At 34.6% G+C, this 18,492-nt stretch carries 16 protein-coding genes; 9 read left to right on the plus strand and 7 right to left on the minus strand.

Annotation, left to right across the window (positions count from 1 at the left end; all coding sequences use genetic code 11):
* The first annotated feature begins 6 nt into the window (after nucleotides 1–6).
* Nucleotides 7–1,467: an aminoacyl-histidine dipeptidase gene (locus AC1RRQ_RS02365; RefSeq protein ID WP_493021051.1), complete on the plus strand. Its 1,461-nt coding sequence runs from the start codon at nucleotides 7–9 to the stop codon at nucleotides 1,465–1,467.
* Nucleotides 1,468–1,727: 260 nt separating this feature from the next.
* Here the strand turns inward: AC1RRQ_RS02365 and AC1RRQ_RS02370 are convergent, their stop codons facing one another.
* From AC1RRQ_RS02370 to AC1RRQ_RS02385, 4 genes are all read right to left on the minus strand, one after another.
* A complete protein-coding gene (locus AC1RRQ_RS02370; RefSeq protein WP_493021053.1) occupies nucleotides 1,728–3,041 on the minus strand; it encodes a TIGR00341 family protein in 1,314 nt (437 codons plus the stop codon).
* Between the two features lie 196 nt (nucleotides 3,042–3,237).
* Nucleotides 3,238–4,011: a protein BamP4 gene (fjbamP4, locus tag AC1RRQ_RS02375; protein WP_493021055.1), complete on the minus strand. Its 774-nt coding sequence runs from the start codon at nucleotides 4,009–4,011 to the stop codon at nucleotides 3,238–3,240.
* Between the two features lie 253 nt (nucleotides 4,012–4,264).
* Entirely contained in the window at nucleotides 4,265–6,169 is a 1,905-nt protein-coding gene (locus AC1RRQ_RS02380) for a DEAD/DEAH box helicase (protein ID WP_493021057.1), read from the minus strand.
* Nucleotides 6,170–6,373: 204 nt separating this feature from the next.
* Nucleotides 6,374–6,952 (minus strand): non-canonical purine NTP diphosphatase, encoded by a 579-nt coding sequence (locus tag AC1RRQ_RS02385; RefSeq protein ID WP_493021059.1) that lies wholly within the window; start codon nucleotides 6,950–6,952, stop codon nucleotides 6,374–6,376.
* An 83-nt stretch (nucleotides 6,953–7,035) separates the two neighbouring features.
* Between AC1RRQ_RS02385 and AC1RRQ_RS02390 the strand changes: the two genes are divergently transcribed.
* A complete protein-coding gene (locus AC1RRQ_RS02390; RefSeq protein ID WP_493021061.1) occupies nucleotides 7,036–8,814 on the plus strand; it encodes an ABC transporter ATP-binding protein in 1,779 nt (592 codons plus the stop codon).
* On the opposite strand, the gene AC1RRQ_RS02395 is transcribed toward AC1RRQ_RS02390, so the two are convergent.
* The gene (locus AC1RRQ_RS02395) at nucleotides 8,795–9,178 is read right to left on the minus strand and encodes a ribosomal maturation YjgA family protein (RefSeq protein ID WP_493021063.1); all 384 of its coding nucleotides are present in this window, start codon (nucleotides 9,176–9,178) and stop codon (nucleotides 8,795–8,797) included. The genes AC1RRQ_RS02390 and AC1RRQ_RS02395 overlap by 20 nt on opposite strands.
* Before the next feature lie 304 nt (nucleotides 9,179–9,482).
* Here AC1RRQ_RS02395 and AC1RRQ_RS02400 point away from each other — a divergent pair, with 304 nt between their 5' ends.
* From AC1RRQ_RS02400 to AC1RRQ_RS02410, 3 genes are all read left to right on the plus strand, one after another.
* On the plus strand, nucleotides 9,483–10,661 hold the full coding sequence (locus AC1RRQ_RS02400) for a glycoside hydrolase family 88 protein (protein WP_493021064.1): 1,179 nt from the start codon (nucleotides 9,483–9,485) through the stop codon (nucleotides 10,659–10,661).
* Nucleotides 10,662–10,671: 10 nt separating this feature from the next.
* The gene (locus AC1RRQ_RS02405; protein ID WP_493021065.1) at nucleotides 10,672–11,079 is read left to right on the plus strand and encodes a hypothetical protein; all 408 of its coding nucleotides are present in this window, start codon (nucleotides 10,672–10,674) and stop codon (nucleotides 11,077–11,079) included.
* A 211-nt stretch (nucleotides 11,080–11,290) separates the two neighbouring features.
* Nucleotides 11,291–11,725, plus strand: a complete 435-nt coding sequence (locus tag AC1RRQ_RS02410; RefSeq protein WP_493021066.1) for a hypothetical protein — start codon at nucleotides 11,291–11,293, stop codon at nucleotides 11,723–11,725.
* Between the two features lie 60 nt (nucleotides 11,726–11,785).
* Here AC1RRQ_RS02410 and AC1RRQ_RS02415 read toward each other — a convergent pair whose 3' ends face one another.
* The gene (locus AC1RRQ_RS02415; RefSeq protein ID WP_493021068.1) at nucleotides 11,786–13,300 is read right to left on the minus strand and encodes an FMN-binding glutamate synthase family protein; all 1,515 of its coding nucleotides are present in this window, start codon (nucleotides 13,298–13,300) and stop codon (nucleotides 11,786–11,788) included.
* Between the two features lie 27 nt (nucleotides 13,301–13,327).
* Nucleotides 13,328–14,107: an NYN domain-containing protein gene (locus tag AC1RRQ_RS02420; protein WP_493021070.1), complete on the minus strand. Its 780-nt coding sequence runs from the start codon at nucleotides 14,105–14,107 to the stop codon at nucleotides 13,328–13,330.
* A gap of 199 nt (nucleotides 14,108–14,306) precedes the next feature.
* On the opposite strand from AC1RRQ_RS02420, the gene AC1RRQ_RS02425 reads away from it, so the two are divergent.
* The 4 genes from AC1RRQ_RS02425 (at nucleotide 14,307) to ric (ending at nucleotide 18,364) form a co-directional block, all read left to right on the plus strand.
* Entirely contained in the window at nucleotides 14,307–14,756 is a 450-nt protein-coding gene (locus AC1RRQ_RS02425) for an RrF2 family transcriptional regulator (RefSeq protein WP_493021072.1), read from the plus strand.
* Between the two features lie 22 nt (nucleotides 14,757–14,778).
* Nucleotides 14,779–15,297, plus strand: coding sequence for an azurin (azu, locus tag AC1RRQ_RS02430; RefSeq protein ID WP_493021074.1), 519 nt, complete (start codon nucleotides 14,779–14,781; stop codon nucleotides 15,295–15,297).
* An 84-nt stretch (nucleotides 15,298–15,381) separates the two neighbouring features.
* Nucleotides 15,382–17,619, plus strand: a complete 2,238-nt coding sequence (locus AC1RRQ_RS02435) for a nitric-oxide reductase large subunit (RefSeq protein ID WP_493021076.1) — start codon at nucleotides 15,382–15,384, stop codon at nucleotides 17,617–17,619.
* 13 nt (nucleotides 17,620–17,632) lie between these two features.
* Nucleotides 17,633–18,364, plus strand: a complete 732-nt coding sequence (gene ric, locus AC1RRQ_RS02440) for an iron-sulfur cluster repair di-iron protein (protein WP_493021078.1) — start codon at nucleotides 17,633–17,635, stop codon at nucleotides 18,362–18,364.
* Nucleotides 18,365–18,492: the final 128 nt, after the last annotated feature.

An 18,492-nucleotide genomic window follows, 5' to 3' on the forward strand; every position in this document is an offset into this window, starting at 1 on the left:
AATATAATGAGTCAGGAAATAAGAAATCTGGAGCCAAAAGCACTTTGGAATAAATTCGCAGATTTGAATGCCGTTCCGCGTCCGTCAAAGAAGGAAGAACGTGTAATCGAGTTTATGAAAAACTTTGGAAACAGCTTAGGTTTAGAAACTTTTGAAGATGAAATCCGAAATGTAATCATCAGAAAACCGGCAACTCCGGGAATGGAAAATCGAAAAGCAATTGTAATGCAGGGACACCTTGATATGGTGCACCAAAAAAATGCTGACACTGTTTTTGATTTTGATACTCAGGGAATCGATATGTACGTTGACGGTGACTGGGTTCGTGCCCGCGGTACAACGCTTGGTGCTGACAATGGGTTAGGAGTAGCTACAATTATGGCAATTTTAGAAAGTAAAGATATTCCGCATCCGGCAATTGAAGCTTTGTTTACAATTGACGAAGAAACCGGAATGACAGGTGCTTTAAATTTAAAAGGCGGCATTCTTCAAGGTCAGATTTTATTGAATTTAGATACTGAAGAAGATGATGAAATTGATATTGGATGTGCTGGTGGAATCGATGTAACGGCTACAAGAACATATAATGAAGAAGAAGTTCCGGAAAGCTCTGTTGGGTATACTATTACCGTAAAAGGCTTAAATGGAGGTCATTCAGGAATGGATATTCATAAAGGTTTAGGAAACGCAAATAAAATCATGAACCGTTTATTATTTGATGGTTTTGAAAACTTTGGATTGCAGGTTTCTGAAATTAACGGAGGAAGTCTTAGAAATGCAATTCCTAGAGAAAGTGTGGCTAAGGTAATTATTTCTCAAATGTTTGATGAAGCTTATGTGTATGATATGCAGGAAATTATTACTGATATCAAAGCAGAATATAAAACAACTGAACCAAATTTATCTATCGAAATCGTGAAAACCGATTTGCCGGAGAAAATAATGGATTTAGGTGTTCAGGAAGGAATTATAAGAGCAATTTACGCTGCTCATAACGGAGTTTACAGAATGAGTGCTGATATGGCTGACTTGGTAGAAACTTCAAACAATATTGCTCGTGTTATTGTAAAAGACGGAGAGATTTTGGTTGGATGTTTAACTCGTTCTTCTGTAGAATCTTCTAAATTCGATTTGGCTAATTCTTTACGTTCAGCTTTTGAATTAGTAGGATGCGAGGTTGAACTTTCTGGTTCTTATCCGGGTTGGACTCCAAACGTAAATTCTGAAATATTAGATACTTTGGTTGGAATCTACGAAAAACAAAATGGAGAAAAACCTAAAGTTGTAGCCTGTCACGCTGGTTTAGAATGCGGCATCTTAGGTACAAATTATCCAGATATGGATATGATTTCTTTTGGACCAACAATTCACGGAGCGCACTCTCCAGACGAAAGAGCTAGTATCTCATCTGCACAAAAATATTGGAAATTTGTTTTAGAAATTCTTTCTAATATTCCGGTGAAATAGTCACAGTATTCAGTCCAGTCTCAGTATGCAGTTTTAAGAACTGTAAACTGAGACTGTAAACTGAGACTGAAAATTTAATCTCTCTTAGGAGAATTTTTCTTCTCTCTTTTTTCTTCTTTCTTTTCTTTAGCCGTTTTTAGCGGTTCTTTTTTTGCTGTTTTTTTAGCATCGTGGCTTTTTGACATGGCTTTTCAGTATTAATAATTGAATTATAAAGTAAAGGTAATGAGTATTTTATTGATAGATCAGATCATTTGGGTTTATTTATCATTTTGCTGATATACTTCGATCGAATCTTTCTTAAGTCTTTCCTTTAGCCACATTTTCATTTTATTTTTTGTTTCCAGATCCATTTTTTTCTTGCTTTCAAAAAGAATTACAGGAATGACTTTAGATTTGTTTTCTTCGTTTTCGGTATTGTAATTTCCTATTTTGAGCGAAGTTATAGCAGGGAAAAGTATTTTGGCTTCATTGCTGATTTGGATATTATTGAATTGATATTGTGCTAATTGATTTCTCAAGTCGTTAATGATAATATCTTTTTGATCTATTGCACTCTGGTTGCTGTTAATCTGATTCATGATATCCTTTCTTAAATTGACAGTGTCTTGCCGGATGATCAACTTTGTGTTTGGTAAATCGTAATTGGATAATTTTTTATTAAGATCGATAATCTCAGTGTCGTTGAATTTTTTAGCTAAAAAGGCCAATTCGATTTTTTTAGGATCAGTGTTGTATTTAATTTTTTTATAGATGATAGGGTAATCCTTGTCTAAAAATTCTTTTTGAATAAAGATTTCTGTTTTTGAATTGTAGTTTTTTTGTATGTATAATTGGTAGGCAAAATAAATACTGGGTACAATTAAAAGTAATATCAAAATTGAAACAATATACTTTACGCGTTTTTGATGTTGTAGGTCTAATTGCTTTGCGATGGGATAGTTTAAGTATTTTACAATGGCAAAAGTGGCAATGCAAATAAACACACAGTTGATCATATAAAGGTATAAGGCACCAAAAAAATAAATATAATTTCCAAGTGCCAGACCGTATCCGGCAGTACAAAGCGGTGGCATTAATGCAGTAGCAATTGCAACTCCGGGAATTGGATTTCCTTTCTCTACGCGTGTCACGGCAATTACACCAACTAAGCCTCCAAAGAACGCAATTAAAACATCGTAAATGTTTGGTGATGTTCTGGCTAGTAATTCGGATTGGGCTTCTTTAAAAGGGCTTAAATAAAAATAGATTGTCGAAGTTGTCAGGCTGACAATTGTAGCAATAAGTAAATTTTTTATAGATTTCTTTAAGAGCTCAAAATCATACATTCCTAAGCCAAAACCAGCACCAACAATTGGTCCCATTAATGGAGAAATTAACATTGCTCCAATAATTACCGCTGTTGAATTAACATTTAAACCTACAGAAGCAATAATGATAGCGCAAGCCAAAATCCAGATGTTTGAACCTCTAAATGATATGGTGCTTGTTATGTTTTCGATAACTGATTTTTTGTTTTCTTCGCCTTTATGAAGGTCAATGAAGTTTAAAACTTTTTTAGTTATATCTGTCATGAATGTTTAATGAAATTAGGATTGAAAGCGGTGTTTCTTATAAAAATGAGAAGTCTAATTTAATCAAAAAAAGTGCTAAAACCTATCTTTATAAGGGTGAAGAAGAATGAAAGGATAAAAGTAAAGGAGATTTTATAAAATAAAAAATCCCCAATTTTTAAATTGAGGATTTGTATTTTATGGTAAGAGTAAAGTTTTAATTCCTTTTAAGTACTTTATATTGTTCATAACAACCGCTTATGGCGTCTAAAATTTGAAGATCATTTGCTGTCTGGATAAAAGCATCAGAGTAATTACAACGATGCATGATTTCAGGGATTTCGTCTTTGCTTATTCCTAAAAGAACCGCTATGGTTTCGCGATCGTATTTAGTTTCAAGGAGATTTCTAATCGTATCGTCTTTTTTCATGTCCTTGAGTTTTTTGAGTTCTCGTCCGTTTTTCCCAAAGAAATTATAAAGCATATCGGCCGGATTAAAAATAGATCCCAATACTTTTCCAAAAGCATTTGGAGAATATTCACCTGCTTCATAACCTTGCGTAAGCCCCGAAATACTGTAACGGTAGTTTTCTTTTGTTGGAATTAATTTCGAGTCAATTTCAAGATAACCTGTTAGGCTGAAAGGAGCAATAACAACTTCTTCAAGTGCGATAGCTTTTTCAGTAAGCTGAATTCGGGTTACTTTATTTTTTATCCAGTCATTTGTTACTCTGATTCTTAAAGATTGAAATCCTAAAAGAGAGAAGTGAATGGTGTCGTTAGGCTGTACATCAATTTCAAAATACCCTTTTGCATCTGATTTTGCACCGCGTACTTTGTTTGTGTTAATGATATTTACGTTAGAAAGAGGTTGTTTACTATCATCGTTTATAATGTAACCTGAAACTCTTTGCGGGGTTGTTGATTCAACATCTTGCGCAAAACTAACGGCGGAGAATAGTAAAAAAAAGAAAACTGCGAAATATTTCATATCCTGATTTAAAGCACTAAAAGTAGTAAATCGAGATTAAATATTTTGCAGTCTTGGAATATAATTATAAGAAAATTAACAAAGGCAGCAGTTTGCTTTTAGTATTTAAATAAAAAGGGATAAGGAAGATTAAATTGTATTGATTTTGAATTACAAAACTCATTTATAGAGCGTAAGATTCTTAATGCAAAAAAAATCCCAGATTCCAATTATGTCTGGAACCTGGGATTTTGTATTTTAAGATATTAAATCATTAATCTCTTCTTGGTCTTCTTGGTCTTGGTGAATCACCAAAACTTTCAGAACGTCTTGGAGCTCTGTCAGAACCTCCTTCGTTTCTTCTGAAACCACCTTCTCTTGGAGCTGCGTTTCTGTCGCTTCTAAAACCTCCACCAGAACCTTCACGTCTTGGAGCAGAGTTTCTATCGCTTCTAAATCCTCCACCAGAACCTTCACGTCTTGGAGCGAAGTTTCCTTCTCTTCTTGGTCCAGAACTACGTCCGCCACCGTTACGCCCATTATGATCGCGTCTTCCGCCTCCGTCATTTTTAGAAATTTCAACATTAATACGACGTCCTTCTAATTGAACGTTGTTTAATATTTCCATTACTTTGTCAGTATGCTCAGGATCAGTGTTGAAGAAAGAGAAGCCTTCTTTAACATCAACCTTGAAAACGTCATCACGACCTAAATCTAAAGTTTCTTTCAGGTAATCTTTTAAAGACATCCAGTCGAAATTGTCTCTAGAACCAATGTTTACAAAGTAACGAACTGCCCCGTTATTGTTGAATTCTCTTGGTTCAGAATCGTTTCTTTCACGTCTTTCTCCAGAAGATTGAGTAGAGATATCTCTATTCTTTTTGTAGTAAGCAATAAAACGGTTAAATTCTACCGAAACCATTTTCTTAATCAATTCTTCTTTAGATAAATCTTCTAAAACATTGTTAATTGCTGGTAAATAGTTGTCAATTTCGTGATCAACCTCAGTATCTTTAATTTTGTTTGCTAAGTGCAATAATTGAATTTCGCAGATTTCGATTCCAGATGGAATAGTTTTTTCTTCAAACTTTTGTTTGATGATTCTCTCGATAGAAGAAATTTTACGTAACTCACTTTTTGTAACGATTACAATAGAAGTTCCTAATTTTCCAGCTCTACCAGTACGTCCAGAACGGTGATTGTAAGTTTCGATTTCGTCTGGTAATTGGTAGTTAACAACGTGAGTTACGTTATCAACGTCAATACCACGTGCAGCAACGTCAGTAGCAACAAGCATCTGAATTTGTCTTCCACGGAAAGATTTCATTACACCGTCACGCTGTGCCTGAGATAAATCTCCGTGCAATGCAGCAGCACTGTATCCATCTTCAATTAATTTCTCGGCAATAGCCTGAGTATCTCTTTTTGTACGACAGAAAACCACAGAGAAAATATCCGGGTTAGCATCTGCCAAACGTTTTAGAGCTTCGTAACGATCACGAGCATTAACTAAATAAAATTCGTGAGAAACTGTAGATGAACCAGAGTTTTTAGTTCCAACAGTAATTTCAACTGGTTCGCTCATGAATTGTTTTGCAATTCTGGCAACCTCCTGCGGCATTGTTGCAGAGAACAACCATGTGCTTTTTTCGTCTGGAGTATCGGATAAAATAGATACGATATCCTCATAGAATCCCATGTTTAACATTTCGTCAGCCTCATCAAGAATACAGTAATCTATATTTTTAATGTTTACCAGACCTCTGTTAATCATGTCTTGCATTCTTCCTGGAGTAGCTACGATAATTTGTGCTCCTCTTTTTATTTCTCTTGCCTGCTCTGTAATACTAGCCCCGCCGTAAACTGCTACCACATTAATACCTTTCTCGTATTTTGAGTAGTTTTTAAGTTCGTTAGTAATCTGTAAACAAAGTTCGCGTGTTGGCGATAAAACTAATGCTTGTGTATTTCTGTTGTCAGCATCAATCTTTTGAATTAGCGGAAAACCGAAAGCTGCCGTTTTCCCTGTCCCTGTCTGAGCCAACGCAACCATATCCGTGTCTTTTTCCAATAATAGGGGAATCGCCTTTTCCTGTACCTCTGACGGATTTTCAAATCCTAGATCTAAAATCGCCTTCAGTAACGATTCATTCAATCCTAATTGTTCAAATTTATTCATATGTGTTTTTAAAATAGGGTGCAAAATTACTGTTAATTATTCAGATATACTAATGCAATTTTAAGATTTATGGATTTGTTATGATTTGATTATCAAAAAGTTATGTTTGGTGTAAAATGATTTTTCAAAGAAATTCAAGAAATCATACAAAAAATACGTCGTGAAATATCAATTTTGAGCACTAAAATGTTGGATTTTAAACAATTATTTTCCTGAATTCAGAAAATCAATAAGTTGCTCAGTTGCTTTTGCACGATGGCTGATTTTATTTTTAATTTCGGATGCTAATTCGGCGAAAGTTTCTGTATAATTTTCCGGCTGAAATATCGGATCATAACCAAAACCATGATTTCCAGTTTTATTCAAAGTAATATTTCCTTTTGCCAAACCAGTAAAAAGGTGTTGCTTTCCTTCTAAATTTAAGGCAATAACGGTCTTGAACTGTGCACTGCGGTTTTCTTCATTTTTTAAAGCTTCCAGAAGCTTATTCATATTATCATCGGCATTTTTTTGCTCTCCGGCATATCGGGCAGAATAAACGCCTGGTTCTCCATTTAAAGCTTTTACTTCCAATCCTGTATCATCGGCAAAACAATCATAACCGTATTTTTCGGTTACATAATTGGCTTTTAAAATTGCGTTGCCTTCTATGGTATCGGCAGTTTCCGGGATTTCTTCATGACAGCCAATATCTTCTAAACTTAATAATTGTATAGATCCGTTTAATATACTTTGTATTTCCTTGATTTTGTTTAAGTTATTTGAAGCGAAAACGAGTTTCATAGGTTTTGTTTTTAGAGGTGTATTAATTTTAATGACAAATTTAGAATTCTTATATTTGATATATTACCTAAAATTCAAAATAAATGCAATTATCCCTACTTTATCAAAAAATAATGCCTTTTGTAAAGCCATACAGGAAAATGGTAATTGCGACTTTACTGCTTACATTTTTAGGATCATTTGCAGCTCAGGTCAATGCTCTAATACTAAAATATACTGTAGATACCATCAATAACTTAATGGTGGCGCACGAACCTTTGTCTAAAGGATTTCATTTATTGGGTATAATTAGTGTTGTACTGCTTACCAAAGAACTGGTAAACTCTGTGGTGCAATTTGGGCAAAAATTTTACGGAGAAAAACTGCGTATTTTTATTACCCGCGATATTTCTCAAACCATAGTCGAAAAAATTCTGAGTTACAGAATGGAATTTTATACTTCTGATGAAAATGAAAGCGGGAAACTTCAAACTAGAATTGATCTCGGCATAAGCAGTTTAACACGATTGGTCCAGAACTTTTTTATTGATATTCTGCCTTTGTTTGCCAATGCTTTTGTGGCTTTGGTTATTATGTTTTATGCCAATGTTTATGTGGGATTGGTGAGTTTGTGTATTATTCCTATTTACTTTTATATCAGTCAGCTGCAAGCTACAAAGTTAAGCGGATTTAGAAGAAGAATGCGTAATTACCGTGAAACCAAAAACAACGGAATCATTAGTTTAATTGAATCTATAACGGTGATTAAATCTTTTGTACGCGAATCTACAGAAGCAGACCGACATGAAAAAATTCAGTTTGAAATGACCGAAAATCAACTGGAAACCAGAAAAACCAGTTTTATTTTCGAAAGCATTAAAAGTTTTGTCGAGCAGATAGGAGTGGTGATTATTATAATCCTGACGGCTTATTTTGTTTTAAATAATGTCATGACAATTGGTGCGATCATGTTTCATATTATGTTGTTTAATAATGTTTCGTCGCCAATAAGACAACTGCATCGTATTTATGACGAGGTAAACGATGCTTTAATTTATTCTGAAGGTTTTTTCGATATTTTAGAAGCTGATAAAGAAATAGAAAACAGCGGTACTTATATTCCGGCAAAAGTTACGGGATTGATAGAAGTGAAGAACGTAGATTTTGTTTATCCAAACGGAACACAGGCACTTTATGATATTAATTTTACGGTCAAGCCGAATGAAACAACGGCTTTGGTTGGATTAAGCGGGGCAGGAAAAAGCACTGTCATTAATTTATTGGATAAATTTTATCTCCCATCGTCAGGTCATATTTTTTTAGATGGAGTTGATCTGGTAGATTATGATACAGATTTTCTCCGCAAAAATATCGGATTGGTTTTGCAGAAGAACCATATTTTTAAAGGTACTGTTGGAGAAAATATCTTATACGGAAATCCCGAAGCTTCGCAGTCAGAGATTATTGAAGCGGCAAAGCAGGCTTATATTCACGATCAGGTTATGCAATTGCCAAAAGGATACGATTCTGATGCACATTTACTTTCGGGCGGACAACAGCAGCGAATTGCTATTGCAAGGCTTTTTCTCAAAAATCCGCCTATTATTTTTCTGGATGAACCCACAGCCAGTTTAGATGCGATTGCTACACAACAAATTAAAAAATCTCTTGACGCAATTAAAAAAGACCGAACTGTAATTATAATATCGCATAGTATTTCTCAAATTATAGATGCATCAAATATTATAGTTTTAGAAAAAGGAAGATGCGTCGAAAAAGGAACTCACGATCAATTGTATGATAATAAAGGAACCTATTACCAAATATTTATGGCAATGGCCAACAGTTTAAATATTGAAAAAATCACGCAGACTTTTGATTGATGTACTTCAAAATCAGTTTTTCAATAATGAAAGCTGTAATAATCCCAAATGTATAAGCCAAAATATCTGACCAAAGAAATCCCTGACCTAAAACATATCTTCCAAAAAGTGTTTTTCTAAGTTCAATCATCCATTCGCCTTGATAAAGCTGTAAAAACTCAATGCTGTAACATATTAAAAGAGAAAGCAAAACTATTAATGAAGCTTTCTTAACAGGAAAGAATATCCGAACCAAAGCATAAATCATTACTGCGTAAAGAAAATCCCCAATCCACAACGGAATAAAAGATATTTTCCGAGAAAGAATCCCTAGAAAAATTATAAAGACAAAAAGTAAGAAATAATAGATTCGGATTTTTTTCAAGTTTAGATTGGTTTAGTTAGGGGCAAATTTAGACTAAATCTTTCATTTGTAGATAAAGTTTGTCATTGCGAGGAACGAAGCAACCACACTAACAAAGGTTGCAAAGCTGTGTGTAATGGCACACAGATGACGCAGATTTAAACAGATTTTTATTGTTTGATGAATGACAAACCAAAAGAAACCAGCACAAAACAGTACTTTAATAGTACATTTTTAGGGAATGAAAAATACAAACGCTTAGATAAGTTTAGTTTATTTTATAAATTTATCGGTTCAACAAAAATTATCTATCAAAAATAACCACATGAATTCAAAATTTTTTACCCTGATTGCGGCTTTGTTTCTTTTAGGAAATCAAACGTATGCGCAAAAGAACAATTCGTTTAACGTTCAAAAACAATTGGATTATTGCGCAGAACAGGCCTCAAAAACCTTAAAAGTAATTCCGAATGACGGCACTTCTCCAAGAACAGTTCCTAATGGAAGCAAAGATTGGAAATTTGTTAGCTACAAAGACTGGACAAGCGGTTTTTGGCCTGGTGAATTATGGTATTTGTATGAAGCAACAAAAGATAAAAAATGGGAAAAAGAAGCCGATAAATTTTCACGTTTCTTAACGCCTTTGTCTGTTAGCAAAGCGGCAGACCATGATTTAGGTTTTCAGATTTTTAATAGTTTCGGAAATGGATATCGATTGACTAAAAATCCGGAATACAAAGAAATTATCCTAAAAACAGCCGATACTCTGGCGACACTTTTTAATCCGAAAGTGGGAACTATACAGTCTTGGCCTCATAATAAAATGGGCGGACATAATACGATTATTGATAATATGATGAATTTGGAACTTCTTTTTTGGGCTTCAAAAAATGGAGGAAACAAAAAACTATATGATATTGCTGTTAAACATGCCGAAACTACAATGGCAAATCATTTTAGACCAGATAATACTTCTTATCACGTGATTATTTATGATTATGAAACCGGGAAAAAAATAAAAGGCAGAACTGCTCAGGGATATAGCGACGACAGTATGTGGGCGCGCGGCCAGGCTTGGGCAATTTACGGATATACGATGGTGTACAGAGAAACTAAAGATCCTAAATTTTTAGATTTTGCACACAAATTAACTCGTGTTTATTTAGATAAATTAACCACAGAAGATTTAATACCGTATTGGGATTTTAATGCACCGGATATTCCAAATGCGCCTAGAGATGCTTCGGCAGCTGCGATTGTTTCTTCGGCACTTTTAGAGTTAAGTACTTATACAAAAGATAAGACTTTGAAAAATGAATATTTAACTAAATCTAAAAAAATGATCGTCTCACTTTCAGATCATTACCAAAGCCGAGATGTCAATTCAGCCTTCTTATTGCATTCAACAGGACACAAACCTGCAGGAAGCGAAATAGATTGTTCTATAAATTACGCAGATTATTACTATCTTGAAGCACTTTTAAGACTTCAAAAAACAAAGTAAATTTAGAACTATGATTAAGAAAATAAGCCAAATCTCATTTGCGATTATGATGGTGTTGATGCTTGTAAGCTGTAAAAATACCAAACAGAAACTGCAGGAATTTGTTGTTAATTACAACGCAACAGCTTCTAGTTTTAGAGCCGAAAACGTTAATCTTACAACTGCCCGAGGTTATATTAATGATAATAAAATCGAATTGCGATTTGAAACCGATTTAGAGCAAAATGCAGCCAATAAAACAGCGGCGAATACAACTTTTCCTAAGCTGTTAAAAGATATGTTCGACAAAAATCAAATTCCGGAAGAATTGGTAAAAGAAGGAATTCAGTTTGATGCCTATTATTTAGCCGATGATAATACTGTTTTTGTAAAAGAAGTGATAACTAAAGAATCACTTGCAGAACTATTGAAAGATTAATTCAGGAATAAACAACCTAAAAAAAGTCTCTTTAAAATTAGTTTTTAAAGAGGCTTTTTTAATTTATCTAAGGTTAATCTTTTGATTTTTATGTTTGCGTAATTGATTTGTAGTCAAATAATTACATTTTTAAAATTTATGATTTGGTTTTGCTTTTTCGTTTAAATTTCGTTATGTTTGAGTTAAAAATTAACTAATAAACCAAAAAATTATGAAAAAAATTACCCAAATCGCATTTGCTTTTGCTCTTGCATTAGTACTGATAAGTTGTAAAAATACCAAACAAAAAATTCAGGAACATGTAAGCACCTACAACAATTCATCGTCAATTAAAGGCCACGGAATTACCAGCACAACTGCTAAAGCCTTTTTGAACGACAATAAAATCGAGATTAGAATTGAAACTAATTTAGAAGAAAATGACGAAAATAAATTAGCTTACAAAGATTCATTTCCGGATTTGTTAAAAGAGATGATCAAGAACGATCAAATATCTACAGAATTAATTAACGAAGGAGTAAAATTTGATGTTTATTTCTTAGCTTACAATAATGCCATATTAGCACAGCAGTTGGTAGATAAAGAAGAATTAGCTGTTTTAGAAAACGGAGCTGCCACAGGAAGTAAAGAAACTGCTAAACTCTAAAACTACCTTTACATAAAAAAGCAAAAGCCTCTTTGTAAATATCAAAGAGGCTTTTGCTTTTTAATTTCGTTTAGTAACATTCGTTAAATTATCAGGGAAATATAGTTCTGATAGATTCGTAAATTCGTCACCACGCATAAAGATATTGATGTCAACATCTGCAAAAGACGTTTTTCCGGCTGCGGCCAAAAGCTCATTTGCAGCATGAAGCGTGTTTTTATGAAAATGATACACACGATCTGATTTATCGGTAACAACCAAACCTTTCATAAGCATTTTGTTTTGAGTGGCAACTCCCGTTGGACATTCGTTATTATGGCAGCGCAATGCCTGAATACATCCCAAAGAGAACATAAACCCCCTCGCGCTGTTGCACATATCTGCACCTAAAGCAACGGCATGCAGAATAGAATATCCGGAAATGATTTTACCGCTTCCTATAATTCTTATTTTGTCACGAATATTCAATCCAATTAAAGTTTTGTTTACGAAAATCAATGCCGGTTCAAATGGCATACCAACTCCGTCTGCAAATTCCAGCGGTGCAGCTCCGGTTCCGCCTTCGGCACCATCAATGGTAATAAAATCCGGATAGATATCTTCGGAAATCATGTCATGGCAGATCGCTTCAAATTCAGCAGTATTTCCAATACATAATTTAAAGCCAACTGGTTTTCCGTTTGATAATTCGCGTAATTGTTTCACAAATTGAAGCAGTCCTTTTGTATCAGAAAAAGAAGTATGGCCAGGAGGAGAAAGAATCATGGTATGCGGTACAACTCCTCTAATTTTGGCAATCTGTTCTGTGTTTTTAGCCGCCGGAAGCACACCTCCGTGACCTGGTTTTGCACCTTGAGAAAGCTTAATTTCGATCATTTTTACATTTGGAAGATTGGCTTTTTCCGAGAATTTTTCAGGACTGAAATTTCCTTCGGCATCACGGCATCCAAAATAACCCGTACCAATCTGCCAGGTAATATCACCTCCGCCTTCAAGATGATAATCGGTTAAACCTCCTTCACCTGTGTTTTGGTAGAAGTTTCCTTTTTTGGCACCAATATTAATGGCACGAACAGCATTTTCGCTCAATGAACCAAAACTCATTGCCGAAACATTAAATAAAGAAGCAGAATAAGGCTGTCTGCAATCTTTTCCGCCCACTAAAACTCTTGGAAGTTCTTCGTTTACCTTTGCCGGAAAAATAGAATGTTTTATTCCTTCATAAGTTTCCGTATTTAGGTTTTGCTGCGTACCGAAAGGCGTGCTCGAATCGATATTTTTAGCTCTTTGATAAACTAAAGAACGCTGATTTCTGGAGAAAGGTTTTCCGTCTGTAGATCTTTCAATAAAATACTGTTGAATTTCGGGCGCAATCATTTCAAATAAATATCTGAAATAACCCAAAACCGGAAAGTTCCTTAAAATAGCATGCTTTTTTTGAGTAGCATTATAAACTCCAATAACCAATAAAATTGGAATAATAAAAACGAGTAAATAAGCTCGCCCGGTGTAATAGTAAATTGCAAGAACAATTAGAAACAATAAGAATCCGTAAATGAAGAATTTTTTTCTCATGTTTTTAAGTAATAAGGAATAATTTAATTAGTTGAATCTTAATCGGACATAAACGTGTTTAATGCCCTTTTTATCAGATTCTCTTTCGTCGATTTCGAGAATATCTGTCAATGATTTCAGCATTGGCGTAAGCTTAGAATAACCATAATTTCTAGGATCAAATTCTGGTTTTTTCTTTACAATCAGGTTTCCAACATCGCCTAGAAATGCCCATCCGTCATCATCTTCAATATCTTCAATAGTGGCTTCGATAAGTTCGATGGTTTGTTTATCAATTTTATGAAGCGCTTTTTCTGTTGGTTTTTCGATTGGTTTTTTGGTGTCGGCTGCGGTTGCTTTTGGTTTTTTCTTCTGGATTGCTCCATCTAAAACCTCAATATAAATAAATCTGTCGCAGGCTACAATAAACGAACTTGGGGTTTTCTTTTCTCCAATACCAATTACTTTCATGCCAGATTCGCGAAGTCTGACTGCCAGACGTGTAAAATCGCTGTCGCTGGAAACGATGCAAAAACCGTCTAACTTACCGGAATAAAGCAAATCCATTGCATCGATAATTAAGGCAGAATCTGATGAGTTTTTTCCAACCGTATAACTGTATTGTTGAATAGGAGTAATGGCATGTTCAAGTAAAACAGCTTTCCAGCCATTAGCATTAGGCTTTGTCCAGTCAGCATAAATACGTTTGGTAGTAGGTGTTCCAAACTTTGCAATTTCTTCCATCATCCCTTTTACATTACTGTAAGGCACATTATCGGCATCAATCAGAACAGCTAATTTTAAATCTTTTGAGTTGCTTAATGGCATTTTTTAGATATTAGAAATTATGTAATCTCAAAGTTAAAATTAAAATTGGTTTTTATACGAATTTGCTGCTGAATATATGCTTTATCTAGTCTAAATTATTTTGGTTATAAATAACTTTTTGTGATATAAAATTAATTAAAGATAAATTTGTCTTTTATATTCAATGTGTATATCTTTGTAAAGAATTAATCAGGAAAGTATGTTTTCAAAAGCGTGTGAATACGGAATTAGGGCTTCAATATTTATTGCAACCAAATCTTCTAAAGGAATTAGAGTTGGAATAAAAGATGTAGCAAAAGAAATTGATTCTCCGGAACCCTTTACGGCCAAGATTATGCAGATTTTGACCAAAAACGGAATCATACATTCGGCAAAAGGAGTAGGAGGAGGTTTTGAAGTTTCGAATGAAGCTGTAAAATCAATTAGATTAATCCAGATTGTAGATGCAATCGACGGTAATAAAATTTACAGTGGATGCGGCATTGGACTTAAAGAATGCTCAGAGGAACATCCTTGTCCGGTTCATCATGAATTTAAAAAAATTAGAGGGCTGCTTTTAGAAATGCTGACTAAAACCACTTTAGAACAGCTGGCTACAGATGTAAAATCAGGCGATTTCTTTCTTAAAACATTAAATATCAACGATTAAATTTTAATAAATTATTTTAACAATGAATACAAAAACCAAAATTTCACTATTAATCCTAATGGGATTTTTAACTATAACTTCCTGCGGTAAAAAAGAAACAGCTCCGGTTGAAGAACAAACAGAAACTACTGCCGAAGGAGAAGCTGCTCCGGTAACTTCAACTGCCGAAAATGTATTGGTTATTGAAGGAAATGACCAAATGCAGTTTAATACAAATGAATTAAAAGCGGTTGCAGGTAAGCCAATTAAACTGACTTTGAAACATGTTGGTAAAATTCCTAAAGAAGCAATGGGGCATAATCTGGTTATTCTTCAGGAAGGAACAGACGAAGCATCTTTTGCTTTAAAAGCAAATGATGCTAAAGCAACCGATTATATTCCGGAATCTGAAAAAGCTTCGATTATTGCTCACACTAAATTATTAGGAGGAGGCGAAGAAGATACGATCGAATTTACAATTGATAAAAAAGGATCTTACCCGTTTATTTGTTCTTTCCCTGGCCACGTGGCTATGATGAAAGGTGTATTAATTGTTGAGTAAATAGTAAAAAACTCCAAGTAAAAGTTTGGAGTTTTTTTAAGAACTAATAAAGGATGAAATTGTCTTTTATTGAATTAAAAAAAGATGAAAAGAGAAAAAAAATTATGGATCGTATTTGCATTGGTGATGAGTGTATCATTTGCAGTACTGGGTTATTATGGTTATGAAATTTACCAGCAGGCACCGCCAATGCCAAAACAAATAGTTTCAGACAGCGAAAAAAATATTTTTTCTGAAGCCGAAATTAAAGACGGGCAAAATATCTGGCAGAGTATAGGAGGTCAGGAAGTAGGATCTATCTGGGGGCACGGATCTTATGTTGCTCCGGACTGGACAGCTGACTGGCTGCATCGTGAAGCGCTTTTTATACTGAATAAATTTGCAAAAGAAGATTTTAATAAAAAATTTGATGAGCTTGATGCGGAGAAGCAGGCAGCGCTAAAAATTCGTTTGCAAAAAGACCTGCGAACCAATCGATACGATGCGACTTCGGGAGTTCTTACGATATCTGAAAATCGTGTTGAAGCAATTCAAAGTCTAAGCGAATATTATAGAGGACTGTTTACAAATGATCCTCAGTTTGATAAATTGAGAGAAGAATATGCTATCCCGAAAAATTCGATTAAAGATGAAGCACGAATGCACAAAATGAATGCATTTTTCTTTTGGTCAACCTGGGCAACGGTCACCAATCGTCCTGATTCTGATATTTCGTATACGCACAACTGGCCTTCAGATGAATTAGTGGGAAATAAAGCAACCAAAGAACTTTTGGCTTGGTCTGGAGTAAGTATTATTCTGCTGATTTTCAGTATTGGAATTTTAGTTTTCTATCATGCAAAATCTGGTGAAGAAGAAGAATTTCCGCTTCCAAAAGAAGACCCAATTATCAATCAGGGTAAAACGCCATCGATGAAATTGGTTGTGAAATATTTCTGGATTGTAAGTTTATTGATGATTTTACAAATGACTTTTGGAATCATTACAGCACATTACGGCGTTGAAGGAAACGGGCTTTACGGAATTCCAATCGATCAGATTTTACCTTACGCCGTGACTCGTACCTGGCATACACAGCTGGCGATTTTCTGGATAGCAACGGCTTGGCTGGCAACAGGATTGTATATTGCTCCGGCAGTTTCGGGTAAAGATCCTAAATTTCAATGTTTCGGAATAAATTTCCTGTTTGTTGCTTTACTCATTATTGTTTTGGGTTCAATGGCCGGACAATGGTTTGGCGTTATGCAGAAATTAGATTTGGTACAAAATTTCTGGTTTGGTCATCAGGGTTATGAATATGTCGATTTAGGACGTTTTTGGCAGATTTTCCTTTTAGTGGGACTGTTTTTATGGCTGGCTTTAATGGTTCGACCGTTAATTCCAATTTTAAAGAAAAAAACACAAGAAAAAAATCTAATCATTTTATTCCTGATTTCTTGCGCCGCAATTGCCATGTTTTACGGAGCAGGATTAATGTGGGGAAGACAAACCAACTTAGCTATAGCCGAATACTGGAGATGGTGGGTGGGTCATCTTTGGGTTGAAGGTTTCTTCGAAGTATTTGCAACCGTTGTTATGGCATTTTTATTTGTTCGATTAGGATTATTGAAAACCAAAACAGCGACTTTAAATGTTTTATTTGCGACAATTATTTTCATGTCGGGTGGTATTTTAGGAACATTCCATCACTTGTATTTCTCTGGAACTCCAACCGCAATTATGGCGTTGGGAGCAACTTTCAGCGCGCTCGAAGTTGTGCCTTTAACCTTAATAGGATTTGAAGCTTATCAAAACTATAAAATCTCAAAATCGACACAATGGATTACCGATTATAAATGGCCTATTTATTTTATGATTTCAGTAGCATTCTGGAATTTCCTCGGCGCCGGCGTTTTCGGATTCATCATCAACCCGCCAATTGCACTTTATTATGTACAAGGTTTAAATACAACACCGCTGCATGGGCATACGGCTTTGTTTGGAGTATACGGAATGTTAGGAATTGGTTTGGTGTTGTTCGTTCTAAGAAGTTTGTACCGAAATGTAAACTGGAATACCAAGCTGCTTAAAATTACTTTTTGGTCGCTGAATATTGGGCTGTTTTTAATGGCAATATTAAGTCTGCTCCCAATAGGAATCTGGCAGGCTGTAGAAAGTATCGATCACGGAATGTGGTACGCCCGTTCATCAGAATTAATGCAGCAACCCGCCATGATTACCTTAAAATGGCTTCGTGCGATAGGAGATTCTATTTTTGGAATCGGATTTATTACAATGGCGTGGTTTGTATTTGACTTGACTTTAAAAAATAAAAATAAATAAAAAATAGATTATCATGGAAAATTTAAAAAACAGAACAATAGGATCATTTGTGGCTCAGGACTATAGAACTGCAGCGGTATTTTCTAAATACAAAATTGATTTTTGCTGTAAAGGCGACCGAACTGTAAATGAAGTATGTGACAAACAAAATATAAATTCTGATGCTTTGCTGCAAAGTATAGATGAAGTAGTGCAATCAGAAAATAACGGTTCAATCGATTTTAATTCATGGCCTTTGGATTTACTGGCAGATTATATTGAAAAAACACATCATCGTTATGTGGAGGATAAAACGCAGACGCTTCTTCCTTTTTTAGATAAATTATGTAAAGTTCACGGCGGACGCCATCCTGAATTATTCAAAATAAATGAATTGTTTATAGGATGTGCTGCCGAATTGTCTCAACACATGAAAAAAGAAGAATTGATTTTGTTTCCTTTCGTAAAAAGAATGGTAAAAACAAAAGATTCTGACGGCGTTTTATTGCAGCCGTCTTTTGGAAGTGTATCCAATCCTATTGCTATGATGATGCACGAGCACAACAACGAAGGCGAGCGTTTTAGAGAAATTGCAGCTCTTACAGATAATTATACACCTCCGGCAGATGCTTGTACAACTTACAGAGTAACTTTTGCAATGCTTAAAGAGTTTGAAGAAGATTTGCATAAACACATTCACTTAGAGAATAATATCTTGTTTCCAAAAGCAGTTGCATTGGAAAAAGATTTTGTTGAAGTAGAATAAAAATAAATTTTGATAATGAAAAAACACCGATGAATACTAAGTTAGAAAAGTATTGTCGGTGTTTTTGTTCTTATAATTTACTTCCTAGTTTATTACTTTTAATGATTGAGTTTAATTTGACAAGATTA

Source organism: Flavobacterium sp. GW821-FHT12A05, assembly GCF_058807735.1.